The organism is Burkholderia reimsis (assembly GCF_003294055.1).
GTDB lineage: Bacteria > Pseudomonadota > Gammaproteobacteria > Burkholderiales > Burkholderiaceae > Burkholderia > Burkholderia cepacia.
The window spans coordinates 1-23,076 of record NZ_QMFZ01000071.1; the positions used below are offsets into that span (position 1 = coordinate 1).

Consider the following 23,076-nt stretch of genomic DNA (forward strand, 5'->3'; position numbering starts at 1 on the left):
CCTTCGTAATCGCGCTCGGCCTCGGCGACGAGCGCCCGATAGGCCGGCATGCCGGAAATGGTCGCCGCCTGCTCGAGCGCCGCGGGCGGCGCAAACTGGCGGGTTTCGTGAAGAACCGATTCAATCGCAGACATCGACAACCCCTTGGTGAACATGAATCCTCTGCATGGCGGCGCGATCGTGCGCGCCGCGCGTCTTGGCCGGCGCATGCGCGCCGCTGTCTCCTACCCACCACCCGCGCACGGCCCGAAGGCCGCTGCGCGATGCTGCGCCGCACCACGTCGCACGATGGCGACCGGGCGACCCGACAGTGTCCACAATAAGCGCTCCAACTTACCCGTCACTTACGCGGCACGGCCGTTTCGCCCGCCGGGCGGCGCCGCTTGCAGCTTTACGCTGTAACGAGCGCGACCCTACAATCCTAACTGAACTCGCCTTCCGGATTCCAGCTTGAATCGCTATGCTTTCTTTCTCGTTCTGTCGATGCTGTTCGTCGGCAGCAATGTCGGTATCGGCAAATCGATCGTCGCCTTCGTTCCCGTCGCCATCCTCGCCACACTGCGCTTCGTGATTGCGATCGCCGTGCTGTGGCCGCTGTTCAGCCCGGTGAAGATGCGCACCGTCAAGCGCGGCGAATGGCTGAACCTGTTCCTGCAGGCGTTCTTCGGCACCTTCATGTTCACGCTGCTGATGCTGAACGGCGTGCAGCGCACGAGCGCGGTCGCGGCCGGCGTGATCACCAGCACCATCCCGGCGATCGTCGCGCTGTTCGCGTGGCTGATCCTGCGTGAAAAACCGAACGGCCGTGCGCTCGTGTCGATCGCGCTCGCGATCGCCGGCGTCGTGACGATCAACCTCGCGAACGGCAGCGCCGCCGGGCACGGCGCATCGTCGTCGCTCACCGGCAACCTGCTGATCCTCGGCGCGGTGTGCTGCGAATCGATCTACGTGATCCTGTCGCGCCGCCTCACGCAGACGCTCGCGCCGATCGACATCTGCGCATACACGCACCTGTTCGGCCTGTGCCTGATGCTGCCGCTCGGCGCGACGGCCATGTGGCATTTCGATTACGCGAGCGTGCCGGCCGGCACCTGGGCGCTCGTCGTCTGGTACGGCCTGTCGGCCAGCATCTTCTCGTTCTGGCTGTGGATGAAGGGCATCCGGCACGTGCCGGGCAGCCTCGCCGGCGTGTTCAGCGCGGTGCTGCCGGTCGCCGCGGCCGCGTATGGCATCGTGTTCCTCGGCGAGCGCCCGACCCTCGCCCACGGCATCGCGCTCGCGTGCGTCGTCACCGGCATCGTGCTCGCGAGCCTGCGCGTGAAACGCGTGCCCGCCGCCGCGTCCTGATCCGTCCCTGGCCGTGCCGGCGCGTCACTGCAGCCGCGCCGGCCGACGCGTTACAATAGCGCGCCTTTTCAAGATTACCCCCGATACCTGCGCACCGCGCCCGAGTCTCCACCATGTCCGCCCCGCATTCGCCCGGCCGCCCCGCGCGTCGCCCGCTTCGCCCGCTTCCCGCGCTGATTTTCATGAGCCGCTGGCTCCAGGTTCCGCTTTATCTCGGCCTGATCGTCGCGCAGGCCGTCTATGTGTTCCTGTTCCTGAAGGAAGTCTGGCACCTGCTGTCGCATGCGACCAGCCTCGACGAAATCAGCGTGATGCTCGCGGTGCTCGGCCTGATCGACGTGGTGATGATCTCGAACCTGCTGATCATGGTGATCGTCGGCGGTTACGAAACGTTCGTGTCGCGCCTCGGCATCGAGGGCCACCCCGACGAGCCCGAATGGCTCGACCACGTGAATGCGGGCGTGCTGAAGGTCAAGCTGTCGATGGCGCTGATCAGCATTTCGTCGATCCACCTGCTGAAGACGTTCATCAACCCCGACCAGCACACGATGCACGCGATCATGTGGCAGGTGATCATCCACGTGTCGTTCCTGGTGTCGGCGCTCGTGATGGCGTGGGTCGACCGCCTGACGACGCACACGCACCCGGCCCATTTCCACGAGACGCACGCCCACGACGGGCACGCGCCTGCAGCGAACGAGCCCCGCAAGCCGGCCGAAGCGGCCGCCAACGCATAAACGCATTCCCCACTGTCCCCACAGAGTCTCAGCCATGACCGTCATCAAACAGGAAGACCTGATCCAGAGCATCGCGGATTCGCTGCAGTACATCAGCTACTACCACCCGCTCGACTACATCCAGGCCCTCGGCCGCGCGTACGAACTGGAAGAAAGCCCGGCCGCGAAGGATGCGATCGCGCAGATCCTCACGAACAGCCGCATGTGCGCGGAAGGCAAGCGTCCGATCTGCCAGGACACCGGCATCGTCACGATCTTCGTGAAGGTCGGCATGGACGTGCGCTGGGACGGCGCGACGATGGGCCTCACCGACATGATCAACGAAGGCGTGCGCCGCGGTTACACGCACCCGGACAACGTGCTGCGCGCGTCGATCGTCAATCCGCCGGAAGGCGCCCGCAAGAACACGAAGGACAACACGCCGGCCGTGATCCACTACGAGATCGTGCCGGGCGACAAGGTCGACGTGCAGGTCGCGGCGAAGGGCGGCGGCTCGGAGAACAAGTCGAAGTTCGTGATGCTGAACCCGTCCGACTCGATCGTCGACTGGGTGCTGAAGACGGTCCCGACGATGGGCGCGGGCTGGTGCCCGCCCGGCATGCTCGGGATCGGCATCGGCGGCACCGCCGAGAAGGCGATGCTGATGGCGAAGGAATCGCTGATGGAGCCGATCGACATCCAGGAAATCATCGCGCGCGGCCCGAAGGACTGGGTCGAGGAACTGCGCGTCGAGCTGCACGAGAAGGTCAACGCGCTCGGCATCGGCGCACAGGGCCTCGGCGGCCTGGCCACCGTGCTCGACGTGAAGATCATGGCGGCACCGACGCACGCGGCATCGAAGCCGGTCGCGCTGATCCCGAACTGCGCGGCCACGCGCCACGCGCACTTCGTGCTCGACGGCTCGGGCCCGGCCAAGCTTGAAGCACCGTCGCTCGACGCATGGCCGAAGGTCCAGTGGGAACCGAACACGGAAACCAGCAAGCGCGTCGACCTGAACACGCTGACGCCGGAAGAAGTCGCCAGCTGGACGCCGGGCCAGACGCTGCTGCTGTCGGGCAAGATGCTCACCGGCCGCGACGCTGCGCACAAGCGCATCGCCGACATGCTCGCGAAGGGCGAGAAGCTGCCGGTCGACTTCACCAACCGCGTGATCTACTACGTCGGCCCGGTCGATCCGGTGCGCGACGAAGTGGTCGGCCCGGCAGGCCCGACGACGGCCACGCGCATGGACAAGTTCACCGAGACGATGCTCGCGCAAACCGGCCTGATCTCGATGGTCGGCAAGGCCGAGCGCGGCCCGATCGCGATCGACGCGATCAAGAAGCACAAGGCGGCCTACCTGATGGCCGTCGGCGGCGCCGCATACCTCGTGTCGAAGGCGATCCGCGGCGCGAAGGTGCTCGCGTTCGAAGACCTCGGCATGGAAGCGATCTACGAGTTCGACGTGCAGGACATGCCGGTGACGGTCGCCGTCGATTCGTCGGGCACGTCGGTGCACCAGACCGGCCCGAAGGAGTGGCAGGCGAAGATCGGCAAGATCCCGGTCGCGACTGCTTAAGCGCGATCGAATGCAAGGCCGGACGCAAGTCCGGCCTTTTTGCTTCTCGTTCTCATTATTGTGTGCGGCCGGTTATTCGAGGCTGATTCTCATTACATGCAAAAGGCAGGCCCGGCAAGGCTTTGAGGCTTGGCTTTTCTCGTACGAGCGATTATCTTTCGGTTTCTGAAGCCCCACTGAACAAGGAACAAGCCATGCAAGGCGACAAGAAAGTCATCGAATATCTGAACGCCCAGTTGAAGAATGAACTCACGGCGATCAACCAGTACTTCCTGCATGCGCGCATGTACAAGCACTGGGGCCTCGAGAAACTGGGCAAGCACGAGTACGACGAGTCGATCGGCGAAATGAAGCACGCAGACTGGCTGATCGAGCGCGTATTCATGCTCGACGGCCTGCCGAACCTGCAGGACCTGCACAAGCTGCTCGTCGGCGAGGAAACCGAAGAGATCCTGAAGTGCGACCTGAAGCTCGAGCAGATCTCGCAGTCCACCTGCAAGGAAGCGATTGCCTATTGCGAATCGGTTCGTGACTACGTGTCGCGCGAGATCTTCGAAAAGATCCTCGACGACACCGAAGAACACATCGACTGGCTGGAAACGCAGATCGACCTGATCGGCAAGGTCGGCCTGCAGAACTACCAGCAAACGATGATGGGTTCGCCGGAGTAAGCGCGCTCCGCCCTTCCCGCCATCGCCACCCGCCCTTTCATGTCGACACCTTTCGTTATCGCCGCGACGTCCACGACCGTTGCCCCCGTCGGCATCTTCGATTCAGGGCTGGGTGGCCTGTCGGTACTGCGCGCCGCGCGCGCGCAGCTGCCCGACGAATCGTTCATCTACGTCGCCGATTCGCACCACGCACCTTATGGTCCGCGCGATGAGGCGTTCATTACGGAACGCACGCTGGCAATCGGCGAATGGCTGGCCCGCGAAGGGGCGAAGGCGCTCGTCATCGCCTGCAACACCGCAACCGCACGCGCGATCGCCGCGATCCGCGAACACCTGCCGATGCCGCTCGTCGGTGTCGAGCCGGGCATCAAGCCGGCGGTCGCCGTGTCCGCGAGCGGCGTCGCGGGCGTCCTCGCCACGCAGTCGACGCTGAACAGCCCGCGCTTCCAGGCGCTGCTCGACCGCTACGGCGCCGGCCGCCGCTTCATCTGCCAGCCCGGCCACGGGCTCGTTGAGGCCATCGAGCGCGGCGACACGAATTCGCCCGCCTTGCGCGCGTTGCTCGACAGCTATCTGCAGCCGATGCTCGACGACGGCGCCGATACGCTGGTACTCGGCTGCACGCATTACCCGTTCTTCACGGAAACGATTCGTGACCTTGTGGGCGACCGCCTGACGATCGTCGACACGAGCGACGCAATCGCGCGCCAGCTCGCCCGGATTCTCGACGAGCGCAACCTGCGTGCACCGGCCGGCACGCGCGCGGCGCCGCCCCGCTTCTGCTCGACCAGCGACGGCCGCCAGTTGCAGGTACTCGCATCGACGCTGCTCGGCCTCGCCGCACCGGTCGAATCCGTCACCATTTCCTCGCCGAACGCGCGCGCCTGCGCGACCGCCTGACACGAGCCGGCACGCGCGCTTCCGCGTGCCGCTCCACCGCCCCCGTCGCTTCAAGGGTCTGATGACCTTAAAAAAAGCCCGACCCGCGCTTGTCAACGTCCGCAAAATTAATGATAATAATTCGCATTAACGTTAGCTATCGCAACTCACCATGATCGTCTGCGTGTGCAAGTCTGTTTCCGATCGCAAGATTCGCGCGTCCCTCGCAGAGGGCGTGAACTCTTTCGATGAACTCCAGTTCGAGCTCGGCGTGGCCACGTGCTGCGGCAAGTGCGAGGAGTCCGTACGCGACCTCATGGCCGAACAAGGCGTCTGCGCGAGCCAGTGCGGTGTCGAGCACCACGCTCATCCGATCCCGGTCACGTTCTACGAACGCAAGGCTGCCTGACCGGCGCCGGGTGTGTACATGCGGCCCAGGCCGCATTTTTGTTTTGACCGTCAGCAAGCCACCGTCTACGCGAGCCAGCGGCTTACCTGCCAAGGAGCCTGTCATGGAATTGCTGATCGGATTTGTGACCACCGTTTGCATCTCGCTGCTGATCTTCCGCAAGTGATGCCGATTCACCCGCCGCGCCCCGGGTGCGACATCGTTCTTTCAAGCTAACATGCAGGCTTCGCATTCCACTCCCGCCGGCATCTTGCCGGCTGCACCACGTATGAATCCCCGAGTGATCGTCGCCGCGGTCGGTGTGCTTGCCGCACATGCGATCATGCTGACGGCCGCCTGGCTCCATCGCAACGCGCCGCCGCCGGCGAAGGAGATCGAGGTTCAGTCGATCACCGCACAGCTCATTGCGCCCGCGCCCCCTGCCCAGCCGGTCGCGGTCCAGTCGGCCGCGCAGCAGCCCACGCCGCCCAAGCCCACGCCGCGCGTGAAGCCGAAGGTCGAGCCGAAGCCGGTACAGAAAGCCGTCCCGACGCCTCAGCCGGTCGCGCAGGCACCGTCGCCGACGCCCGCGCCGGCAGCGGTCGATCCGACACCGGCTCCCACCGCGCCGGCGCCTGCCGCTCCGGCCGCAGCACCCGGCCCGGCCCGCGAGACGATGCAGGTCAGCGCGCCGAAGAACGTCACGGCGCTCAGCTGCAATTTCGTGAAGCCCGCCTATCCGACGATGTCGAAGCGTCGCGGCGAAACGGGCACGGCTTATGTTCACTTCATCATCGGCGTGACGGGCAAGATCGAAAGCGTCCAGCTGCAGAAGAGCAGCGGCTACCCGCGTCTCGACGAAGCCGCGCTCGAGGCGACGCGCGCCAGCACCTGTCCGCCGTATATCGAGAACGGCCAGGCGATCCGCGCCGCCCATACGCTGCCCTTCAACTTCACGCTCGACGACTAACCCGTCATATTCGGTAGATTCAAAGGAAACAAGAAAATGCAAAGCTACGGTATCGCGCACGTCTGGGCGCAAGGTGATTTCGTCACGCGCGCCATCGCGATCACGCTGCTCGTGATGTCGATCCTGTCGTGGATCGTGATCGTCATCAAGGGCTGGAACGTGATCCGCCTGAACCGCCTGACGAAGAATGCCGAACAGGCGTTCTGGCATTCGGACAACTTCGACGACGGCATCAAGAAGCTCGGGCTCGCCGCCTCGACGCCGAACGACAATCCGTTCCTCGCGCTCGCGCTGTCGGGCAAGGAAGCCGCCGATCACCACCATCAGACGCAACCGCACCTGCACGACCGCATGGACGTGTCGGACTGGGTCACGCGCTGCCTGAAGGACACGATGGACGAAGGCATCTCGCGCATGCAAAGCGGCCTCGCGATCCTCGCGTCGGTCGGCAGCACGGCGCCGTTCGTCGGCCTGTTCGGTACGGTCTGGGGAATCTACCACGCACTGCTCGCGATCGGCGCATCCGGCCAGACGTCGATCGACCAGGTCGCGGGCCCGGTCGGCGAATCGCTGATCATGACCGCATTCGGCCTGTTCGTCGCGATCCCGGCCGTGCTCGGCTACAACGCACTCACCCGTGCGAACAAGGGCGTGGTCAGCAAGCTGCGCCGCTTCGCGCACGGCCTGCACGCGTATTTCGTGACGGGCGCGAGCCTCGCATCGTCGTCGACGCGCGACGGCCTGCGTCTCGCGACGCGCGCCAGCTGAGACGGGGTGAACCATGGCAATGAACACCGGTTTCAGCGACGATGACGACGATGCAGTGATGAGCGAGATCAACATGACGCCGCTCGTCGACGTCATGCTCGTACTCCTGATCATTTTCCTCGTGACGATCCCGGCGATGCAGCACGCGGTGAAGATCGACCTGCCGCATGCCAGCAGCCAGCCTGTCGACGAGAAACCGCAGACGGTCGATGTCGCGATCCAGGGCGACGGCACGATCCTGTGGGACGACCATACGGTCACGCGCGAACAATTGCAGGAACGCATCGCGGAAGCGGCAAAACGCACGCCGCAGCCGGAGTTGCACCTGCGTGCGGACCGCAAGGTTGCCTACGAACACGTCGCCGAAGTGATGTCGGATGCGCAGGCCGGCGGCTTGACGAAGCTCGGCTTCGTGACCGAGCCGACCGCAAAAGCGAAGTAACGCACGCGCAATCAGGCGCTCGCCGGCGGCGCCCAATCGGCCGCACCTGGCCGGCCGCACCTGGCCGGCCGCGCACAAAGTAAAAGGCCTTCATCGCCAGATGAAGGCCTTTTTTCATGCGCACGCGGGCGCCTTCGGGCGGCGGGCTCTTTGGCGGTATCGGTTACGCCTCGAGCAACGCAAATGCGACTCTGCCGTGGTCTGCACGGACTGCGCGTTCTGCCCTATCTGGCTCACAATATATGCGGCCACCTGATTTCGCTCAGAACTTCCTTCACGAAATGGGATTTCAATATAGGCTCGCACGCACGCGCATTCAAGGTTCCGGCGATTGAAACTTGCGATTGCAGGCGACGCTTCAATGACAAAACAAATTTGCGTCGCCGCGCACGTCGTGTTCAGGTCGCCGAAACATCGGCCGCCGCTTCCTTCTTCGCACGCTCGGGACACCCCGGTTCCTTGTAGGCGCCGTGATCGAGCTTCTCGACCAGATAGTCGACAAACGCACGCACAGCGGGCGGCATCCCCTGCCGCGACACGAACACCGCGTACAGTTGCGGCACGGGCAGCGTCCAGCCCGGCATCACCGGCGACAGTTGCCCCGCGCGCAGCGCGTTGCCGTACATCATCTCCGGCAGCGCCGCGATGCCGAGGCCATCGAGCACGGCTTCGCGGATCGTCATCAGGTCGGCCGTCACCAGCCGCGGGTCGTGTTCGTGCACGTGACGCGTACCGTCCGGCGCGATCAGGTTGAACACGTGCCGCCCGTCGACGCTCGGCGTATCGAGCGTTTCGAATCCGCTCAGGTCGTCCGGTACCAGCGGCGGCGCATTCTGGCTCAGCAGGCTCGGCGCGCCGACCAGCATCTGCTCGGTGCGCCACAGCGGCCGCACGACGATATTCGCGTTCTGCGGCGGCTCCGAGCGCACACGCAACGCGACGTCGATCGAATCCTCGAACAGGTCGATCACGCGATTCGTCACGCGGACGTGCACCTTCACCTCGGGATAACGGCGCAGGAATTCGGGCAGGATGCGCGACAGCATCGTCTGCGACAGCGTCACGGGCACACTGACTCGCACCGAGCCGCGCGGCGATGCACGCAACTGCTGGACCGCGTTCATCGCAGCCTGCGCTTCGGCCAGCATCGCCTGGCAGTGCTGGTAGAACAGCTCCCCCGCCTCGGTCAGCGCGAGCTTGCGTGTGGAGCGCTGCAACAGGCGCACGCCGAGCGCCGCCTCGAGTTCGGTCAGGCGCCGCGACAGGCGCGATTTCGAGATGCCCAGCACGCGCTCCGCCGCCGAGAAACCGCCATGTTCGACGACCTGCGAAAAGTACATGAGGTCGTTCAGGTTGTGTGCATCGATATTCATCTCATCGTTCCAATTTCAGAACAATCCATTGCGAACCGTCGCGAATCGAACGGTAAAACGCCCAATATAATAGCTCTATGTTTCAAAAATAACGCTATTCCGATGATTTCGAGGGTATCCGCATGACGACCGCTCGCTCGCTTGACCGCACGTACCCCGCCCTTCGCACGACCGAAGGCGGCGGCTTCGTGGTTCACCGCCCGTTCCCGACCCGGCTGCTGATGGATTTCGATCCGTTCCTGCTGCTCGACGAAATGGGCCCCGTCGACTACGCGCCCGGCGAAGCCAAGGGCGCCCCCGACCATCCCCATCGCGGCTTCGAGACCGTGACCTACGCACTCGACGGGCGCTTCCGTCATCGCGACTCGTCCGGCCATGCCGGCACGCTCGGCCCGGGCGACGTGCAATGGATGACGGCGGGCGCCGGCGTCGTGCACAGCGAGATGCCGGATCCTGAATTCGCGCAGGCAGGCGGCCGCTCCCACGGCTTCCAGCTGTGGGTCAACCTGCCGCGGCGCGACAAGCTGATCGCGCCGCGCTACCAGGAGATCCCGGCCGATCGCATCCCGAGCGCCACGTCGCCGGACGGTCTCGCGCGCGTGCGCGTCATCGCCGGCGAAGCGTTCGGCGTCCGGGCGGCAATCGAGACGCGCACGCCGATCCTCTACCAGCATTACACGCTGCAGCCCGGTGCAACGGTCACGCAGCCCGTCCCGGCAGGCTATCGTGTATTCGCCTATCCGATCGACGGAACGGGCCTCTACGGGCCCGACAGGCAGGCAGTCGATGCACGGCACATGGTCGTGTATGGCGACGACGGCGACACGGTCACGTTCGCTGCCGGCGACACGCCGCTCGACCTGCTGCTGATCGGCGGCGTACCGCTCAACGAGCCGATCGTCCGCTACGGCCCGTTCGTGATGAATACCGAGGAAGAGATCCGGCAGGCGGTCGTCGACTACCAAACGGGGCGCATGGGCCGTATCGAGGCATGACGCATGGACGCCCGGGCAGGTGCCGCGAAACTGCCCGTTTTGCGTCACAATGACTTCTTGAGCCATGTGGCCGCCCGCCACCAGAAGGAACCCGTCCCCTTGAACTTCGAACATCTGATCCAGATCAACTCCGACGATCCGGCCGTGCCCACCCTCACCCGCGACCAGCTCTGGGAAGGTCTCGTGCTGCGCGCCGAACAACCGCAACTGTTCGTGCTCGGTCTCGACAGCTGCGTCGTCCATGAACGGACGGAGACGACGCTCGAGCGTGAACTGCACTACGGTCATGCGACCGTGCGCGACCACGTCACGTTCACGCCGAATCAGCAGGTCCGCTACGACATCCGCGCCGCCGACGGCGAGATCGGCGGCTCGCTGACGATGACGATCGAGGAACGCGACGACCACGAGCTGTTCCTGCGTTTCGAATACCGCACGACGCTGGTCGTCAGCGACGACAGCGAAGACGCGCGCCAGACGCACGGGATCGTCAAGGAGGCGTACCGCACGTCGGATATCGACACGGTTCGCCTGATCCGCGAGTACGCGCAGGGCCGCAAGGATCCCGATCCGCTGCACTGAACCCGGCGGCGGCCTGCGGGCCGCCCCTTTGATTCAAGCTATCAGATTCCCATTTCCGATCGATAAAGAGTTTTTGTAAATGGGAATAGTTATCATTTAGAATTCATTCCATCGTATCGACAGTCACCGATCAACCGAATGACCGACACCATGCGCCCGACCACGCTGACCTTGCGCCGCCCGACCGGCACCGCAGGCAGCAGCCGCCAGAAGACGGCAGCGGTCACCACGCCGGCGAAGCCCGCCGGCAACCGCGATGCAGGCACGCGGGTCGTCAGCAGCGATGCGCTGCTGCAAGGCCAAAGCCACGTCAGCATCGCGCATAACGGAGAGACCTATCAGTTGCGCGCCACACGGCTCGGCAAACTGATCCTGACGAAGTAACGACAGAGTATTGTGGGGACCACCTCCCTGAGAGGTGTTGGGCATTAGCCAGCGTAACGGCTTGCACGCGAGATCTAGACCCCTTCGTGCAAACACACTCAAGCAGCCGTTGCAGCAAGCCAAGCCACTTTTTTGGTTCTCGCACAAGGAAGAAAAAAGCGACACGTCGAAGGACGTGTCGCTTTTTTATTTGGGCGGCCAATGCGCGAAGCAGGTTCCCGAGCTTCGTTACCGCGTGAGTGCATGACCGCCGAAGCGGCGCGCAAGCCGCTTCAGAAACCCCAGAACATCAGCCACCATGCGCTGTCGATGACGGCAAGCGCGACAGCGAACCACGCGAATGCCGCAAGCCGGCGCGGCAAGGCCGCATAGCGCCCCGTCACTTTCCACGCGAGCCACGCACTCCATGCGTTGGCGCCGACCAGGATCGCGATGCGTACATCGGTTGCCCAACCGAGCGGTACGTGCTCAGCACGAAGCAGCGACAGCGTCGTGGCCGACAGGCCAAGAAACACGCCCGCGCCCGCGATCGGGATCAAAGCCTGCGCGAGATGATGCAGCCGCACGCGCTCGAAGCGGCCGAGCATCAGCGTGGCGCCGGCCAGCAGCACCAGCAGCGCCGTGCCGTACACGAGCCCCGTGCCGACGATGTAGCTGACGACCAGCCCGCCGTCGAGCCAGGAGAAGACGTCGTTGCGATCCGGATAATGCGTGAGCAGGAACCACGGCGCATTGGTTTCGAGCGGCCACGTGATGTCATGGTCGATCAGCCAGCCCGCGAGCCATTGCTTGATCTGCACGAACCACGGGCTGACGGTCCAGTGGAACGCACCGATCGCAACGCCGAGCAGGCCGTACAGGATCAGCGCGGTGTCCCACGGGTTCGCCTTTTGCGCGCCGAGGTTCACGACTTCGTCGGACGGCGAGCGCAACGACAGCGAGATCGCATCCCGGTGCCCGCTGCAGCGGCCGCACATATGGCAGTCCGCCGCGCCCTGCATGTTGCGCAACGGCACGAGCGGTGCGCAGTTGATCGGAATCACGCGATGGCCATGCTCGCCGTTCTTGTACGAACGACGCCAGGCCTCCTCGTCGACCTTGTAGCGCATCGGCGCCAGCCGCGCGAGCAGCCCGAACACGCCGTTGACCGGGCACAGGTACTTGCACCACACGCGCTTCTCGCGGCCGTACAGCACGCCGATCACGATCGCGCCGACGGTCGAGCCGCCGAGCACGAACAGCACCGCGAGCGGGTACTGGTACACGCTCACCATCTGCCCGTAGATCGTCGTGAGCCCGAACGCGACGAACGGCCAGCCCCCCCACCGTATCCAGCGCGGAATCGGGCCGCCCCGGCCGAACTTGCTCGCGAATTCGGTGAGCGCGCCCTCCGGACACAGCACGCCGCACCAGACACGGCCGAGCATCACCATCGACAGCAGCACGAACGGCCACCAGATGCCCCAGAACGTGAATTGCGCGATCAGCGTGAGGTTGCTCCACAGGTGCGCGGAGTCGTCCGGCAGCGGCAACACCGCCGGCACGATGATCAGGAATGCATAGACGGCGACGACGGCCCACTGGATGCCGCGGATCAGCGCGCCGTGGCGCTGCATCCACTGGCCCGCCTGCGCGAGCCAGCCCGGCTTGGCTGCGGCGACAACGCTCATGCCGCGCGACCCGCAGCGACGGCCGGACGACGGCTCGCACGCTTCATCAGCAGCCAGACCACCGCCCAGTACACCGCGTACGCAACCAGGTTGGTCAGTGCCGGGTGCGCGCGATAACCGGTCAGCGTCGCGACGAGCGAGCCGAACGTGCCCGAATCATCGAGGATCGCGGACGTGTCCCACACCTGCGAAATGCCGAGCGGCAGGATTTCCTTGTCGATCAGCTTGTCGACGCCGGTCTGGAACAGGCCTGCGCCGAGGAACAGCAGCATCACTTCGGTGACGCGGAAGAAATGCCGCCACGAGAAGTACTTGCCGCCGAGCTGCAGCAGATAGAACGTGAAGAACGCAAGGCCGAGGCCGATCACGACCGCGAGCATCTGGCTGCCGTCGACGTGGCCCGACTGGCCGAAACCGAGACCGTACAGGAAGATCACCGTCTCGCTGCCCTCACGCGCGATCGCGAGCGCGACCAGCACCGCGACGCCCCACCAGTTCGAATCGCGCGTGCTCTGCTGAAGCGATTGCTCCATGTCGCGCTTCAGCGTGCGGCCGTGCCGGCGCATCCACAGCACCATCTGCACGATCAGCACGCATGCGATCAGCACCATCGCAGTCTGGAAGTAGTCCTGCGCGTCGCCGGACAGCACTTCGGTGAAACCGACCAGCGCGGCGCCGAGGCCCACGGCCATCAGCAAGCCGACACCGACGCCGGCCCACAGGAAAGGCAGGCCGCGGCGCGCGTCGTCGTCGCCGTTTTTCAGCCATGCATAGAGAATGCCGACGACGAGCAGCGCTTCGACGCTCTCCCGCCAGACGATGAACAAGATCTGACCCATCGATACCTCCTGACGCGCAGAACACCGGGTTGGTGAGCCCGCGCGCAGATAAAACGTGTTACTTCGCGACGATCACGCCCTGCGCCTGCTGGTGGAAATCGTCGAAAAACTTGTATTCGCCCGGCGACAGCGGCGCGACGACCACGAACGAATCGGCACCCGGCGCAAGCACCTTCTCCTTGCGCAACTGCACGCTCTCGAATTCGGCTGCGCCCTTGCCGGTGTTCTTGATCTCGATCTTGAAACGCTGGCCGGCCGGCACTTCGATGCGGGCGGGCGTCAGCTTGCCGTCCGCCATTTCGAGCTTGAACGTCGGCAGATCGGCAGCGTACGCTGCGCCGGCAAGCCACAACGCAGCGGCTGCGGCAACGATTTTCTGGGGAATTTTCATTCTGGATTCTCTACGCCGACGGCGCGCCGAAGCGCGCCGTCCGTGATGCCACCGATCAGTAACCGCCCTTCTTGCCGATACCGGCGAACGGGAAGTCGTATTCGAGGGTAATGGGCTTGAACCATGCGCCCACGCCCGTTTCCTTGTCGATGTGACGACCGAACGCCATGTGGCCCGTCTGCATCGGCGGCTTGACGACCATCGTCAGGTGATACTTGCCCGGGCCGTTCAGCTTCACGTTGTCGCCGTAGTGCGGACCATCGCTCGCGACCATGCCCATCAGGTCGCCTTCGGCCTTCCACTTCGTGTCACCCTGCTTCGTCAGCTTGTACGTGACCTGCAGGTACGGCATCCAGTCGCCTTCCGCGAAACCGGTCGGGTTGTTCTTGACCGCATGGATGTCGGCCTCGAGGTGGATGTCGGAATCCGACGCCTTGCGCATCATCCCTTCCGGGTCCATCGTGATCGGCTGCAGGTACACCGCGCCGATTTCCATGCCGCCCTGGATCTGCTGCTTGCCGATCGGATATTCGGCAGCCGAAGCCGACATCGCGGCAAGCGCCGCCGCTACCGCAACCGTCGTGCGGATGAACGAAGAACCCAACATGGACACTCCTTGTTATTTGATCTGGAACCATGCGGACCGACCGCCAGGCCTGCCCGCCGAAAACACTAACGCGACGAATAACGTTAATGCGAACAATTCTCAATAATTGCGAAGTTTAGCACCGAACCTGTTCCGGAACAAACGACGAGCCGTGTAAACCCCTGATCCGACAAGGCTTACAGGCTCGTTACCGCAAGGTTTCTGTGACGCTTGGAAAGATTTACCGGCCGCCGTTGACGTGATCGCCGACGTTCGCGCCGAACACGCGCTCACGCAGCAGCGCAAGCTGGTCGCGGGTCGCGGCAGCCTTCTCGAACTCGAGGTTCTTCGCGTAGTCGGCCATCTGCTTCTCGAGGCGCTTGATTTCCTTCGCGAGCTGCTTTTCCGACATGTCCTCGAATTTCGCACGCTGCTGCGCTTCCTTCAGCTCGGCGCGTGCCTCGTCCGCGTTGTAGACGCCGTCGATGATGTCCTTGATGCGCTTCACGACACCGCGCGGCGTGATACCCATCTGCTCGTTGTAGGCAATCTGCTTCGCGCGGCGCCGCTCGGTCTCGCCGATCGCGCGTTTCATCGACTCGGTCATGTTGTCCGCGTAGAGGATCGCCTTGCCGTTCACGTTCCGCGCGGCCCGGCCGATCGTCTGGATCAGCGAGCGCTCCGCGCGCAGGAAGCCTTCCTTGTCCGCGTCGAGGATCGCGACCAGCGACACCTCGGGAATGTCGAGCCCTTCGCGCAGCAGGTTGATCCCGACCAGCACGTCGAACGTGCCGAGCCGCAGGTCACGGATGATTTCGACACGCTCGACCGTGTCGATGTCGCTGTGCAGGTAACGCACCTTGACCCCGTGGTCGGCCAGGAACTCGGTGAGCTGTTCGGCCATGCGCTTCGTCAGCACGGTGATCAGCACGCGCTCCTCGGCTTTCACGCGCGCGTTGATCTCGGCGAGCACGTCGTCGACCTGCGAGCTCGCCGGCCGCACTTCGATTTCCGGATCGACGAGCCCCGTCGGCCGCACGACCTGTTCGGCGATCTGCCCGGTCACGCGCTTCTCGTAGTCGGCCGGCGTGGCCGACACGAACACGACCTGGCGCATCTTGCGCTCGAACTCGGGGAACTTGAGCGGCCGGTTGTCCAGCGCCGACGGCAGCCGGAAGCCATAGTTGACGAGGTTTTCCTTGCGTGCGCGGTCGCCGTTGTACATGCCGTTCAGCTGGCCGATCAGCACGTGCGATTCGTCGAGCAGCATCAGCGCGTCAGGCGGCAGGTAGTCGACGAGCGTCGGCGGCGGATCGCCGGGCTCCGCCCCCGAGAAATGCCGCGAGTAGTTCTCGATGCCCTTGCAGAAGCCGAGCTCCTGCAGCATCTCGAGATCGAAACGCGTGCGCTGTTCGAGGCGCTGCGCCTCGACGAGCTTGCCGTCGCTGTGAAAGAACTCGAGCCGCTCGCGCAGTTCGTCCTTGATCGTCTCGACCGCGCGCATCACGGTATCGCGCGGCGTCACGTAGTGCGACGACGGATACACGGTGAAGCGCGGGATCTTCTGCCGCACGCGGCCGGTCAGCGGGTCGAACAGCTGCAGCGTCTCGACCTCGTCGTCGAACAGCTCGACGCGCACGGCCAGCTCCGCGTGCTCGGCCGGGAAGATGTCGATCGTGTCGCCGCGCACGCGGAACGTGCCGCGCTGGAAATCCTGCTCGTTGCGCGTGTACTGCATCGCGATCAGCCGCGCGATCACGTCGCGCTGGCCGAGCTTGTCGCCGGCGCGCAGCGTCAGGATCATCTGGTGGTATTCGGACGGATTGCCGATACCGTAGATCGCCGACACCGTCGCGACGATCACGACGTCGCGGCGCTCCATCAGGCTCTTCGTCGCCGACAGCCGCATCTGCTCGATGTGCTCGTTGATCGACGAGTCCTTCTCGATGAACAGGTCGCGCTGCGGCACGTAGGCTTCAGGCTGGTAATAGTCGTAGTAAGAGACGAAATACTCGACCGCGTTGCGCGGGAAGAACTCCCGGAACTCCGAATAGAGCTGCGCGGCAAGCGTCTTGTTCGGTGCGAACACGATCGCCGGGCGGCCGAGCCGCGCGATCGTGTTCGCCATCGTGAAGGTCTTGCCGGAGCCCGTCACGCCGAGCAGCGTCTGGAACGACAGGCCGTCCTCGACCCCTTCGACGAGCGTGTCGATCGCGGTCGGCTGGTCGCCTGCGGGCGGATACGGTTGGTACAGCTGGAACGGCGACCCTTCGAAGGTCACGAATTTCGATTCGTCGAGCGCGTCGCCGGTTTCGGCATGATGTTCGGACATGGAATGCGGCCGGAGCGAGGGCAAAAGAGTCATTCTAGCGCTTCGCGGCCGGGCGAACTGCTGTCGGCTCCTGACGCGCGACGGCCGCCGGAAATCGCGGTTCCCGGCCGAATTTCGCCGCCGAAACGCCGCCCCCGCCAGCGCGAATTCGCTACAATGTCAGGCTGCTGCGCTTTCCGGCGTCGTGCCTGCCTGCGCGCGGTCCCCCGCGCCCGTCCCGCCCGTTGAAAGCCTGACCCTCTTTTCACTACTGCCGAATCATCATGTCGCTCTTCTCTGCTGTCCAGCTTGCTCCCCGCGACCCGATCCTGGGCCTGAACGAAGCCTTCAACGCCGATGCGCGTCCGACCAAGGTCAACCTCGGCGTCGGTGTGTACACGAACGAAGAAGGCAAGATCCCGCTGCTGCGCGCGGTTCGCGAAGCAGAGAAGGTGCGCGTTGAAGCGGGCCTGCCGCGCGGCTACCTGCCGATCGACGGCATCGCCGCCTACGATGCGGCCGTGCAGAAGCTGCTGCTCGGCAACGATTCGCCGCTGATCGCGGCGGGCCGCGTGGTCACGGCCCAGGCACTGGGCGGCACGGGCGCGCTGAAGATCGGCGCCGATTTCCTGCGCACCGTGAACCCGAACGTGAAGGTCGCGATCAGCGATCCGAGCTGGGAAAACCACCGCGCGCTGTTTGAAGCGGCCGGTTTCGAAGTCGTTGCGTACCCGTATTACGACGCTGCCACCAACGGCGTGAACTTCGAAGGCATGCTGTCGGCGCTGAACGGCTACGAAGCCGGCACGGTCGTCGTGCTGCACGCATGCTGCCACAACCCGACCGGCGTGGACCTGACCGAAGCGCAATGGCAACAGGTCGTCGACGTCGTGAAGGCACGCAACCTCGTGCCGTTCCTCGACATGGCCTACCAGGGCTTCGGCGAGAACATCGAGGCCGACGCTGCCGCCGTGCGCCTGTTTGCCGCGGCCGACCTGAACGCATTCGTGTCGTCGTCGTTCTCGAAGTCGTTCTCGCTGTACGGCGAACGCGTCGGCGCCCTGTCGATCATCACGTCGAGCAAGGAAGAAGCGACGCGCGTGCTGTCGCAACTGAAGCGCGTGATCCGCACGAACTACTCGAACCCGCCGACCCATGGCGGTGCCGTGGTCGCAGCGGTGCTCGCATCGCCGGAACTGCACGCTTCGTGGGTGCAGGAACTCGGTGAAATGCGCGACCGCATCCGCGCGATGCGCAACGGTCTCGTCGAGCGCCTGAAGGCAAGCGGCGTCGATCGCGACTTCAGCTTCATCAACGCGCAGCGCGGGATGTTCTCGTATTCGGGCCTGACCTCGGCGCAAGTCGATCGCCTGCGCGACGAGTTCGGCATCTACGCGGTCGGCACGGGCCGGATCTGCGTCGCCGCGCTGAACACGCGCAACCTCGACGCGGTTGCCAATGCCGTTGCAGCTGTCCTGAAGTAAGTCGGCGCCCACGGACGGCAGCCATCGCCGGCCCGTCCTGCCGAAACGAAAAACGCGCTCCCCGGAGCGCGTTTTTTTGTGCGATTCTCCGGACTAGCCGGGGAGTCGTCGCCCGAGCAGCCTGTGTCGCGACCGCCCGTGCCGGAAGCCTTTACTGCATGAACCAGCCGTGGCTGACGACGACCGACTGGCCCGTGAGCGCGGCGCTCGGGAACGCCGACAGGAACAGCACCGTCTGCGCGACGTCCTGCACCGTCGTGAACACGCCGTCGACCGTATTGCCGAGCATCACCTTCTTCACGACTTCCTCTTCGCTGATCCCGAGCTCCTTCGCCTGCTCCGGAATCTGCTTGTCGACCAGCGGCGTGCGCACGAAGCCCGGACACACGACGTGCGAGCGCACGTTGTGCTTCGCGCCTTCCTTCGCCAGCACGCGGGCCAGGCCGAGCAGGCCGTGCTTGGCCGTCACGTACGCCGACTTCAGCGGCGACGCTTCGTGCGAGTGCACCGAACCCATGTAGATCACGACACCGCCGCGATCGTCCTTGTACATGTGCTTGAGCGCGGCCTTGGTCGTCAGGAATGCGCCGTCGACGTGGATCGCCTGCATCTTCTTCCAGTCGGAGAACGAGTAGTTCTCGATCGGGTTGACGATCTGGATGCCCGCGTTCGACACGAGGATGTCGACCGAGCCGAACGTTTCGGCCACCTTGTCGATACCGCTGTTCACGGCTTCCTCGTTCGTCACGTCCATCGCGACGCCGATCGCCTTGCCGCCCGCCTTGACGATCTCGTCGGCAACGGCGTTCGCGCCGTCCTGGTTCAGGTCGGCGATCGCGACGGCCGCGCCCGCTTTCGCGAGCTCGAGTGCGATTTCCTTGCCGATGCCGCTCGCGGCGCCCGTGACGACTGCGGTCTTGCCATTCAGATCTGCTGCCATGTCCGTCTCCTCCCGTTGTCGGATCGAAAAAGTACGTGCCCGTCACCTCGGCATTCATCGCATGATCGACGCGGCGGGCCAGCCGCCATTGTGCACGATCGGCCCCGCCGTTCGCGCGCAAAACGTCTAAGCTTAAGGTCGGTTCTGTCACGCAGGAGATTCGCATGCACTATCGACGGCTAGGCCGCTCCGGCCTGCAGATCAGCGCGCTTTCCCTCGGCTCGTGGGTCACGTACGGCAACCAGGTCGACCAGCGGGTCGCGCGTGAATGCCTTGCCGCAGCACGCGACGCAGGCGTCAATTTTTTCGACAACGCCGAGGTGTACGCCGGCGGCAAATCCGAGGAAATCATGGGTCACGCGCTCAAGTCGCTCGATTGGCCGCGTGTCAGCTATATCGTGTCCACCAAGTTCTTCTGGGGGCTCGCCGAAGCACCGAACCAGTATCACACGCTGAACCGGAAATACCTGCTGAACGCCATCGACGGCTCACTGCGCCGGCTGCAGCTCGACTACGTCGATCTCGTCTATTGCCATCGCCCCGATCCGAACACGCCGATCGAGGAAACCGTCTGGGCAATGAGCGACATGATCATGCGCGGCAAGGCGCTGTACTGGGGCACGTCGGAATGGAGCGCCGACGAGATCTGTGCTGCCTGCGAGATCGCCGAACGGCATCACCTGCACAAGCCGGTTGTCGAGCAGCCGCAGTACAACCTGTTCCACCGCACGCGGGTCGAAAAGGAATATGCACGGCTCTACGACGACTACGGTCTCGGCCTCACGACCTGGAGCCCGCTGGCATCGGGCCTGCTCACCGGCAAGTACCGTAACGGCGTACCGCCCGGCAGCCGCGCGCAGTTGCAGGGGTACGACTGGATGCGCGACCGCCTGACCGACCAGGCCGCCAACGACATCGTCGAACGGCTCGGCGAAATTGCGACGGAGCTCGGCTGCAGCACCGGCCAGCTCGCGATCGCATGGGTGCTCGCGAATCCGAACGTGAGCTCGGTCATCACGGGCGCGTCGCGGATCGAGCAGATCGGCGACAACATGCGCGCGCTCGACGTTGCCGCGAAGCTGACACCGGATGTGAAGCAACGCATCGAGGAGGTGGTCGGCGATGCGTACGAATGAGGCGATGCACGGCCACTCGCGTACAATACGCGGCCCGCATCGGCGCCCGGCCTGACTGCCGCGCCTAGCCGGCCGCGCACGATCGACCGCTTTCATCGATTCACCTTTCGTTTCAGGCAGCCCGCCATGCTCAGTTATCGTCACGGTTTTCACGCAGGCAACCACGCGGACGTGCTCAAGCACGCCGTCGTCGTCCAGTTGCTGCGCTACCTGAACAAGAAAGACAAGTCGTACTGGTACATCGACACGCATGCAGGTGCCGGCGTGTATTCGCTGCGCGACGGTTACGCGGCAAAGACGTCGGAATTCGACACCGGCATCGGCCGGCTGTGGAACGAAAAGAACCTGCCGGAAGCGCTGGGCGACTATGTGGATGAGGTCCGCGCGCTGAACGACGACGGTGAACTGCGCTTCTACCCGGGGTCCCCGTACATTGCATGGCGATCGATGCGCGAGCAGGACCGCATGCGGCTGTTCGAAATGCACACGACGGAAATCGACGTGCTGCGCCACAATTTCCGCGATGCGGGGCGACGCGCGATGATCTTCGCCGGAGACGGCTTCGAAGGCATCAAGGCGCTGCTGCCGCCGCCGCCGCGACGCGCGCTCGTGCTGATCGACCCGTCCTACGAGGACAAGAAGGATTACGCGCGCACGGTGACTTGCGTGACGGAGTGTCTGAAGCGTTTCGCGACGGGCTGCTATGCCGTCTGGTACCCGCAGGTGACCCGGACGGAATCGCAGCGTTTCCCCGAGCAGTTGAAGCGCCTGCAACCGAACAACTGGCTGCACCTGACACTGACGGTGTCGAATCCGCCCACTGACGGACTCGGTCTCTACGGCAGCGGGATGTTCATCCTGAATCCGCCGTACACCCTCGCCCAGAGCATGAACGAGGCACTCCCTTATCTGGTCGAGATGCTGGGACAGGATAGCGGCGCCCGCTGCCAGATCGAGCACCGCGGAAACTGATCGCGCGACTGCGCGTTACGGCTGCGGTCTGGGCGCGAGCCTTGGCTGGTTGGCCGGCTGTCCACCCCACGCGGGGACATTGATATACGGTGCGACGAACAGCGGAACCGACGTGTTCGGCGCCTGCCCGGCCGGAGCCCGCATGCCTGCCGGCTCGACGATCGGCTCGGGAGACAGCGGCGCCGTCTGCAGCACCAACCCGCCCTTGCCGTCCTGGATACCGCGTTGCGTATCGAGAATCAGCGGTTTGGACGATGTCGCGGCAGCGGCCGCGAGTCCATGGACAAGCGCCACCGCGCCGAGAACGAGACGCGCGCGGGCACTGCGACGCACATCGAGACGCAAACGCATGATCGTGTCCTTCGGGATGAAAAGCAGGCCCATACCATAGCGCTGCACTGATGATTGCGCCAGATCCGGCGCACAAAAAAACAAAGCCCCGTCAATACGGGGCTTGCTTATCGTTCGGTGCCACGTGGCACCTGACGGCGACTCCGATTACAGCGAGTAGCCGTTGGTTTCGAGCGAGCGGATACGGCTCTCGAGCTGGACGATGTCCGACGACGTGGCGAGGTAAGCCTCACGGCGTTCACGTTCTGCGGATTCGAACCAGTTGCTCAGCTTTTCGACGATGTAGGCGATCATGACGTTCTCCAAGGAAGGGGGACCCCTGGTGAATCGAGATTCAGGGATTTCCCGTATAGGGTTATCCCGAATTATAGCGATGCCGCACCAAGATGCTAGTGAAATACTTGCATGGAAACCATTCCAGTTTGGAATGGCCGAGCATCAATTTCACGTAACCTGTTGATTTTTATGGAAATCGAATCGAGGCCCGTTTCGAACCTCGAATATACGCACTAATTTGGTTCACTGACGGGGTCGGACAGACGCGCCAAAATCGGGCACTCGGGACGCCCGTCACCATGACAGTGCGCGGCAAGATCGGCCAGCGTGTCGCGCATGTCGCTCAGTTCCGCGATGCGCTTGTCGAGTTCGGCCACGTGCTCGAGCGCAATCGACTTCACTTCCGAGCTCGCGCGGGAACGATCTTGCCAGAGTGTCAGCAGCTTGCGGATGTCCTCGACGAGAAAGCCAAGGCGTCGCGCCTGACGGATGAAGCGCAGGATATGAATTTCGTCCGCCCCGTAGATGCGGTAGCCGGCGTCGGTACGTTTGCTCGGCGCAAGCAGGCCAACCTGTTCGTAGTACCGGATCATTTTTGCGCTGACTCCGGATTCGCGCGACGCATCGCCGATATTCATTCCCGCCCTCTCCATCAAGCCCTGGTTTCGAACATGAACGTCGACGAGTGCAATCGCCGGCGCCACTTCGATCGTATCAAATCGCGTGGTTTCGTTTCGGGGCGAGGTTTGACTGCAGGATGGCAGCTGAGAGATCGGGCCAGCGCGCCAGGAAGACGGGATGAATGACGTGCGCTTTCTCCAAGCGCAAATGGTTTTCCATCGCCGAAATGCAAAAACCCCCGCCTTGTCGGGCGGGGGTTTCTGGCTTAGGGAGCCTGACGATTACCTACTTTCACACGGGAATCCGCACTATCATCGGCGTAGAGTCGTTTCACGGTCCTGTTCGGGATGGGAAGGGGTGGGACCGACTCGCTATGGTCATCAGGCAAAGAGGGTTGTTGCGCTG

The 23,076-nt window shown here is 64.1% G+C and carries 25 protein-coding genes, 1 rRNA gene and 1 pseudogene; 15 read left to right on the forward strand and 12 right to left on the reverse strand.

Annotated features, from left to right (window positions below):
• Positions 1 to 134: pseudogene (locus DPV79_RS39835) on the reverse strand (AMP-binding protein); the annotation flags it as partial.
• A 316-nt stretch (positions 135 to 450) separates the two neighbouring features.
• Here DPV79_RS39835 and DPV79_RS39845 point away from each other — a divergent pair.
• The 9 genes from DPV79_RS39845 (at position 451) to DPV79_RS39885 (ending at position 7,760) form a co-directional block, all read left to right on the forward strand.
• The gene (locus DPV79_RS39845) at positions 451 to 1,347 is read left to right on the forward strand and encodes a DMT family transporter (protein WP_021163402.1); all 897 of its coding nucleotides are present in this window, start codon (positions 451 to 453) and stop codon (positions 1,345 to 1,347) included.
• A 113-nt stretch (positions 1,348 to 1,460) separates the two neighbouring features.
• On the forward strand, positions 1,461 to 2,084 hold the full coding sequence (locus DPV79_RS39850; protein ID WP_042977899.1) for a TIGR00645 family protein: 624 nt from the start codon (positions 1,461 to 1,463) through the stop codon (positions 2,082 to 2,084).
• Between the two features lie 34 nt (positions 2,085 to 2,118).
• Positions 2,119 to 3,642, forward strand: coding sequence for a fumarate hydratase (locus tag DPV79_RS39855; RefSeq protein ID WP_059491928.1), 1,524 nt, complete (start codon positions 2,119 to 2,121; stop codon positions 3,640 to 3,642).
• 194 nt (positions 3,643 to 3,836) lie between these two features.
• Entirely contained in the window at positions 3,837 to 4,313 is a 477-nt protein-coding gene (gene bfr / locus DPV79_RS39860; protein WP_011352652.1) for a bacterioferritin, read from the forward strand.
• A 39-nt stretch (positions 4,314 to 4,352) separates the two neighbouring features.
• Entirely contained in the window at positions 4,353 to 5,213 is an 861-nt protein-coding gene (gene murI / locus DPV79_RS39865; protein ID WP_113047997.1) for a glutamate racemase, read from the forward strand.
• A 151-nt stretch (positions 5,214 to 5,364) separates the two neighbouring features.
• Positions 5,365 to 5,601: a (2Fe-2S)-binding protein gene (locus tag DPV79_RS39870; RefSeq protein ID WP_011352654.1), complete on the forward strand. Its 237-nt coding sequence runs from the start codon at positions 5,365 to 5,367 to the stop codon at positions 5,599 to 5,601.
• Between the two features lie 217 nt (positions 5,602 to 5,818).
• Positions 5,819 to 6,550, forward strand: coding sequence for an energy transducer TonB (locus tag DPV79_RS39875; RefSeq protein ID WP_113047998.1), 732 nt, complete (start codon positions 5,819 to 5,821; stop codon positions 6,548 to 6,550).
• A 36-nt stretch (positions 6,551 to 6,586) separates the two neighbouring features.
• Entirely contained in the window at positions 6,587 to 7,318 is a 732-nt protein-coding gene (locus DPV79_RS39880; RefSeq protein WP_059489888.1) for a MotA/TolQ/ExbB proton channel family protein, read from the forward strand.
• Positions 7,319 to 7,331: 13 nt separating this feature from the next.
• Positions 7,332 to 7,760 (forward strand): ExbD/TolR family protein, encoded by a 429-nt coding sequence (locus DPV79_RS39885; protein WP_021163407.1) that lies wholly within the window; start codon positions 7,332 to 7,334, stop codon positions 7,758 to 7,760.
• 398 nt (positions 7,761 to 8,158) lie between these two features.
• On the opposite strand, the gene DPV79_RS39890 is transcribed toward DPV79_RS39885, so the two are convergent.
• Positions 8,159 to 9,133 carry a LysR family transcriptional regulator gene (locus tag DPV79_RS39890; protein WP_021163408.1) on the reverse strand — a complete coding sequence of 325 codons (975 nt, stop codon included), beginning with the start codon at positions 9,131 to 9,133 and terminating at the stop codon, positions 8,159 to 8,161.
• A 122-nt stretch (positions 9,134 to 9,255) separates the two neighbouring features.
• Here DPV79_RS39890 and DPV79_RS39895 point away from each other — a divergent pair, with 122 nt between their 5' ends.
• From DPV79_RS39895 to hemP, 3 genes are all read left to right on the forward strand, one after another.
• Positions 9,256 to 10,128: a pirin family protein gene (locus DPV79_RS39895; RefSeq protein WP_042977906.1), complete on the forward strand. Its 873-nt coding sequence runs from the start codon at positions 9,256 to 9,258 to the stop codon at positions 10,126 to 10,128.
• A gap of 99 nt (positions 10,129 to 10,227) precedes the next feature.
• On the forward strand, positions 10,228 to 10,710 hold the full coding sequence (locus DPV79_RS39900; RefSeq protein WP_113048001.1) for an SRPBCC family protein: 483 nt from the start codon (positions 10,228 to 10,230) through the stop codon (positions 10,708 to 10,710).
• 138 nt (positions 10,711 to 10,848) lie between these two features.
• Positions 10,849 to 11,094 (forward strand): hemin uptake protein HemP, encoded by a 246-nt coding sequence (hemP, locus tag DPV79_RS39905; protein ID WP_021163412.1) that lies wholly within the window; start codon positions 10,849 to 10,851, stop codon positions 11,092 to 11,094.
• 272 nt (positions 11,095 to 11,366) lie between these two features.
• Here hemP and DPV79_RS39915 read toward each other — a convergent pair whose 3' ends face one another.
• The 5 genes from DPV79_RS39915 to uvrB all read right to left on the reverse strand — a co-directional run bounded on the left by DPV79_RS39915 (position 11,367) and on the right by uvrB (position 16,912).
• A complete protein-coding gene (locus tag DPV79_RS39915) occupies positions 11,367 to 12,764 on the reverse strand; it encodes a 4Fe-4S binding protein (RefSeq protein WP_113047999.1) in 1,398 nt (465 codons plus the stop codon).
• On the reverse strand, positions 12,761 to 13,603 hold the full coding sequence (locus tag DPV79_RS39920; protein ID WP_021163415.1) for an FTR1 family iron permease: 843 nt from the start codon (positions 13,601 to 13,603) through the stop codon (positions 12,761 to 12,763). The genes DPV79_RS39915 and DPV79_RS39920 overlap by 4 nt, the downstream gene beginning before the upstream one ends.
• A 58-nt stretch (positions 13,604 to 13,661) precedes the next feature.
• Positions 13,662 to 13,994 carry a cupredoxin domain-containing protein gene (locus tag DPV79_RS39925; protein WP_021163416.1) on the reverse strand — a complete coding sequence of 111 codons (333 nt, stop codon included), beginning with the start codon at positions 13,992 to 13,994 and terminating at the stop codon, positions 13,662 to 13,664.
• 55 nt (positions 13,995 to 14,049) lie between these two features.
• A complete protein-coding gene (locus DPV79_RS39930; protein ID WP_021163417.1) occupies positions 14,050 to 14,601 on the reverse strand; it encodes an iron transporter in 552 nt (183 codons plus the stop codon).
• A 220-nt stretch (positions 14,602 to 14,821) separates the two neighbouring features.
• Complete coding sequence (gene uvrB / locus DPV79_RS39935; protein WP_048026655.1) at positions 14,822 to 16,912, reverse strand: excinuclease ABC subunit UvrB; 2,091 nt, start codon at positions 16,910 to 16,912, stop codon at positions 14,822 to 14,824.
• A 263-nt stretch (positions 16,913 to 17,175) separates the two neighbouring features.
• Here uvrB and DPV79_RS39945 point away from each other — a divergent pair, with 263 nt between their 5' ends.
• Positions 17,176 to 18,375: an amino acid aminotransferase gene (locus DPV79_RS39945; RefSeq protein WP_059688937.1), complete on the forward strand. Its 1,200-nt coding sequence runs from the start codon at positions 17,176 to 17,178 to the stop codon at positions 18,373 to 18,375.
• A 151-nt stretch (positions 18,376 to 18,526) separates the two neighbouring features.
• Here the strand turns inward: DPV79_RS39945 and DPV79_RS39950 are convergent, their stop codons facing one another.
• Positions 18,527 to 19,315 (reverse strand): 3-hydroxybutyrate dehydrogenase, encoded by a 789-nt coding sequence (locus DPV79_RS39950; RefSeq protein ID WP_048026652.1) that lies wholly within the window; start codon positions 19,313 to 19,315, stop codon positions 18,527 to 18,529.
• Between the two features lie 164 nt (positions 19,316 to 19,479).
• On the opposite strand from DPV79_RS39950, the gene DPV79_RS39955 reads away from it, so the two are divergent.
• Together DPV79_RS39955 and DPV79_RS39960 are read left to right on the forward strand one after the other, a co-directional pair.
• The gene (locus DPV79_RS39955) at positions 19,480 to 20,451 is read left to right on the forward strand and encodes a potassium channel beta subunit family protein (protein ID WP_113048000.1); all 972 of its coding nucleotides are present in this window, start codon (positions 19,480 to 19,482) and stop codon (positions 20,449 to 20,451) included.
• Between the two features lie 126 nt (positions 20,452 to 20,577).
• Positions 20,578 to 21,423 (forward strand): 23S rRNA (adenine(2030)-N(6))-methyltransferase RlmJ, encoded by an 846-nt coding sequence (locus tag DPV79_RS39960; protein WP_021164367.1) that lies wholly within the window; start codon positions 20,578 to 20,580, stop codon positions 21,421 to 21,423.
• Positions 21,424 to 21,438: 15 nt separating this feature from the next.
• Here the strand turns inward: DPV79_RS39960 and DPV79_RS39965 are convergent, their stop codons facing one another.
• From DPV79_RS39965 to rrf, 4 genes are all read right to left on the reverse strand, one after another.
• Positions 21,439 to 21,807, reverse strand: a complete 369-nt coding sequence (locus DPV79_RS39965; protein ID WP_175852001.1) for a hypothetical protein — start codon at positions 21,805 to 21,807, stop codon at positions 21,439 to 21,441.
• Between the two features lie 114 nt (positions 21,808 to 21,921).
• Positions 21,922 to 22,068, reverse strand: coding sequence for a DUF3563 family protein (locus DPV79_RS39970; protein WP_006478295.1), 147 nt, complete (start codon positions 22,066 to 22,068; stop codon positions 21,922 to 21,924).
• A 215-nt stretch (positions 22,069 to 22,283) separates the two neighbouring features.
• Positions 22,284 to 22,688: a Cu(I)-responsive transcriptional regulator gene (gene cueR / locus DPV79_RS39975; protein ID WP_027786885.1), complete on the reverse strand. Its 405-nt coding sequence runs from the start codon at positions 22,686 to 22,688 to the stop codon at positions 22,284 to 22,286.
• A 255-nt stretch (positions 22,689 to 22,943) separates the two neighbouring features.
• Positions 22,944 to 23,056, reverse strand: a 5S ribosomal RNA gene (gene rrf, locus DPV79_RS39980).
• Between the last annotated feature and the right edge of the window lie 20 nt (positions 23,057 to 23,076).

Bases quoted from the DNA above. Each gene is read 5' to 3' on its own strand.
- DPV79_RS39945 (WP_059688937.1), top strand. From the start codon at position 17,176: ATGTCGCTCTTCTCTGCTGTCCAGCTTGCTCCCCGCGACCCGATCCTG.
- DPV79_RS39875 (WP_113047998.1), top strand. From the start codon at position 5,819: ATGCAGGCTTCGCATTCCACTCCCGCCGGCATCTTGCCGGCTGCACCA.
- uvrB (WP_048026655.1), bottom strand. From the start codon at position 16,912: ATGTCCGAACATCATGCCGAAACCGGCGACGCGCTCGACGAATCGAAA.
- DPV79_RS39880 (WP_059489888.1), top strand. From the start codon at position 6,587: ATGCAAAGCTACGGTATCGCGCACGTCTGGGCGCAAGGTGATTTCGTC.
- DPV79_RS39895 (WP_042977906.1), top strand. From the start codon at position 9,256: ATGACGACCGCTCGCTCGCTTGACCGCACGTACCCCGCCCTTCGCACG.
- cueR (WP_027786885.1), bottom strand. From the start codon at position 22,688: ATGAATATCGGCGATGCGTCGCGCGAATCCGGAGTCAGCGCAAAAATG.
- DPV79_RS39960 (WP_021164367.1), top strand. From the start codon at position 20,578: ATGCTCAGTTATCGTCACGGTTTTCACGCAGGCAACCACGCGGACGTG.
- DPV79_RS39885 (WP_021163407.1), top strand. From the start codon at position 7,332: ATGGCAATGAACACCGGTTTCAGCGACGATGACGACGATGCAGTGATG.
- DPV79_RS39925 (WP_021163416.1), bottom strand. From the start codon at position 13,994: ATGAAAATTCCCCAGAAAATCGTTGCCGCAGCCGCTGCGTTGTGGCTT.
- DPV79_RS39970 (WP_006478295.1), bottom strand. From the start codon at position 22,068: ATGATCGCCTACATCGTCGAAAAGCTGAGCAACTGGTTCGAATCCGCA.
- DPV79_RS39965 (WP_175852001.1), bottom strand. From the start codon at position 21,807: ATGGGCCTGCTTTTCATCCCGAAGGACACGATCATGCGTTTGCGTCTC.
- DPV79_RS39920 (WP_021163415.1), bottom strand. From the start codon at position 13,603: ATGGGTCAGATCTTGTTCATCGTCTGGCGGGAGAGCGTCGAAGCGCTG.
- DPV79_RS39890 (WP_021163408.1), bottom strand. From the start codon at position 9,133: ATGAATATCGATGCACACAACCTGAACGACCTCATGTACTTTTCGCAG.
- DPV79_RS39955 (WP_113048000.1), top strand. From the start codon at position 19,480: ATGCACTATCGACGGCTAGGCCGCTCCGGCCTGCAGATCAGCGCGCTT.
- DPV79_RS39855 (WP_059491928.1), top strand. From the start codon at position 2,119: ATGACCGTCATCAAACAGGAAGACCTGATCCAGAGCATCGCGGATTCG.
- DPV79_RS39870 (WP_011352654.1), top strand. From the start codon at position 5,365: ATGATCGTCTGCGTGTGCAAGTCTGTTTCCGATCGCAAGATTCGCGCG.
- DPV79_RS39930 (WP_021163417.1), bottom strand. From the start codon at position 14,601: ATGTTGGGTTCTTCGTTCATCCGCACGACGGTTGCGGTAGCGGCGGCG.
- bfr (WP_011352652.1), top strand. From the start codon at position 3,837: ATGCAAGGCGACAAGAAAGTCATCGAATATCTGAACGCCCAGTTGAAG.
- DPV79_RS39915 (WP_113047999.1), bottom strand. From the start codon at position 12,764: ATGAGCGTTGTCGCCGCAGCCAAGCCGGGCTGGCTCGCGCAGGCGGGC.
- DPV79_RS39850 (WP_042977899.1), top strand. From the start codon at position 1,461: ATGTCCGCCCCGCATTCGCCCGGCCGCCCCGCGCGTCGCCCGCTTCGC.
- DPV79_RS39950 (WP_048026652.1), bottom strand. From the start codon at position 19,315: ATGGCAGCAGATCTGAATGGCAAGACCGCAGTCGTCACGGGCGCCGCG.
- murI (WP_113047997.1), top strand. From the start codon at position 4,353: ATGTCGACACCTTTCGTTATCGCCGCGACGTCCACGACCGTTGCCCCC.
- hemP (WP_021163412.1), top strand. From the start codon at position 10,849: ATGACCGACACCATGCGCCCGACCACGCTGACCTTGCGCCGCCCGACC.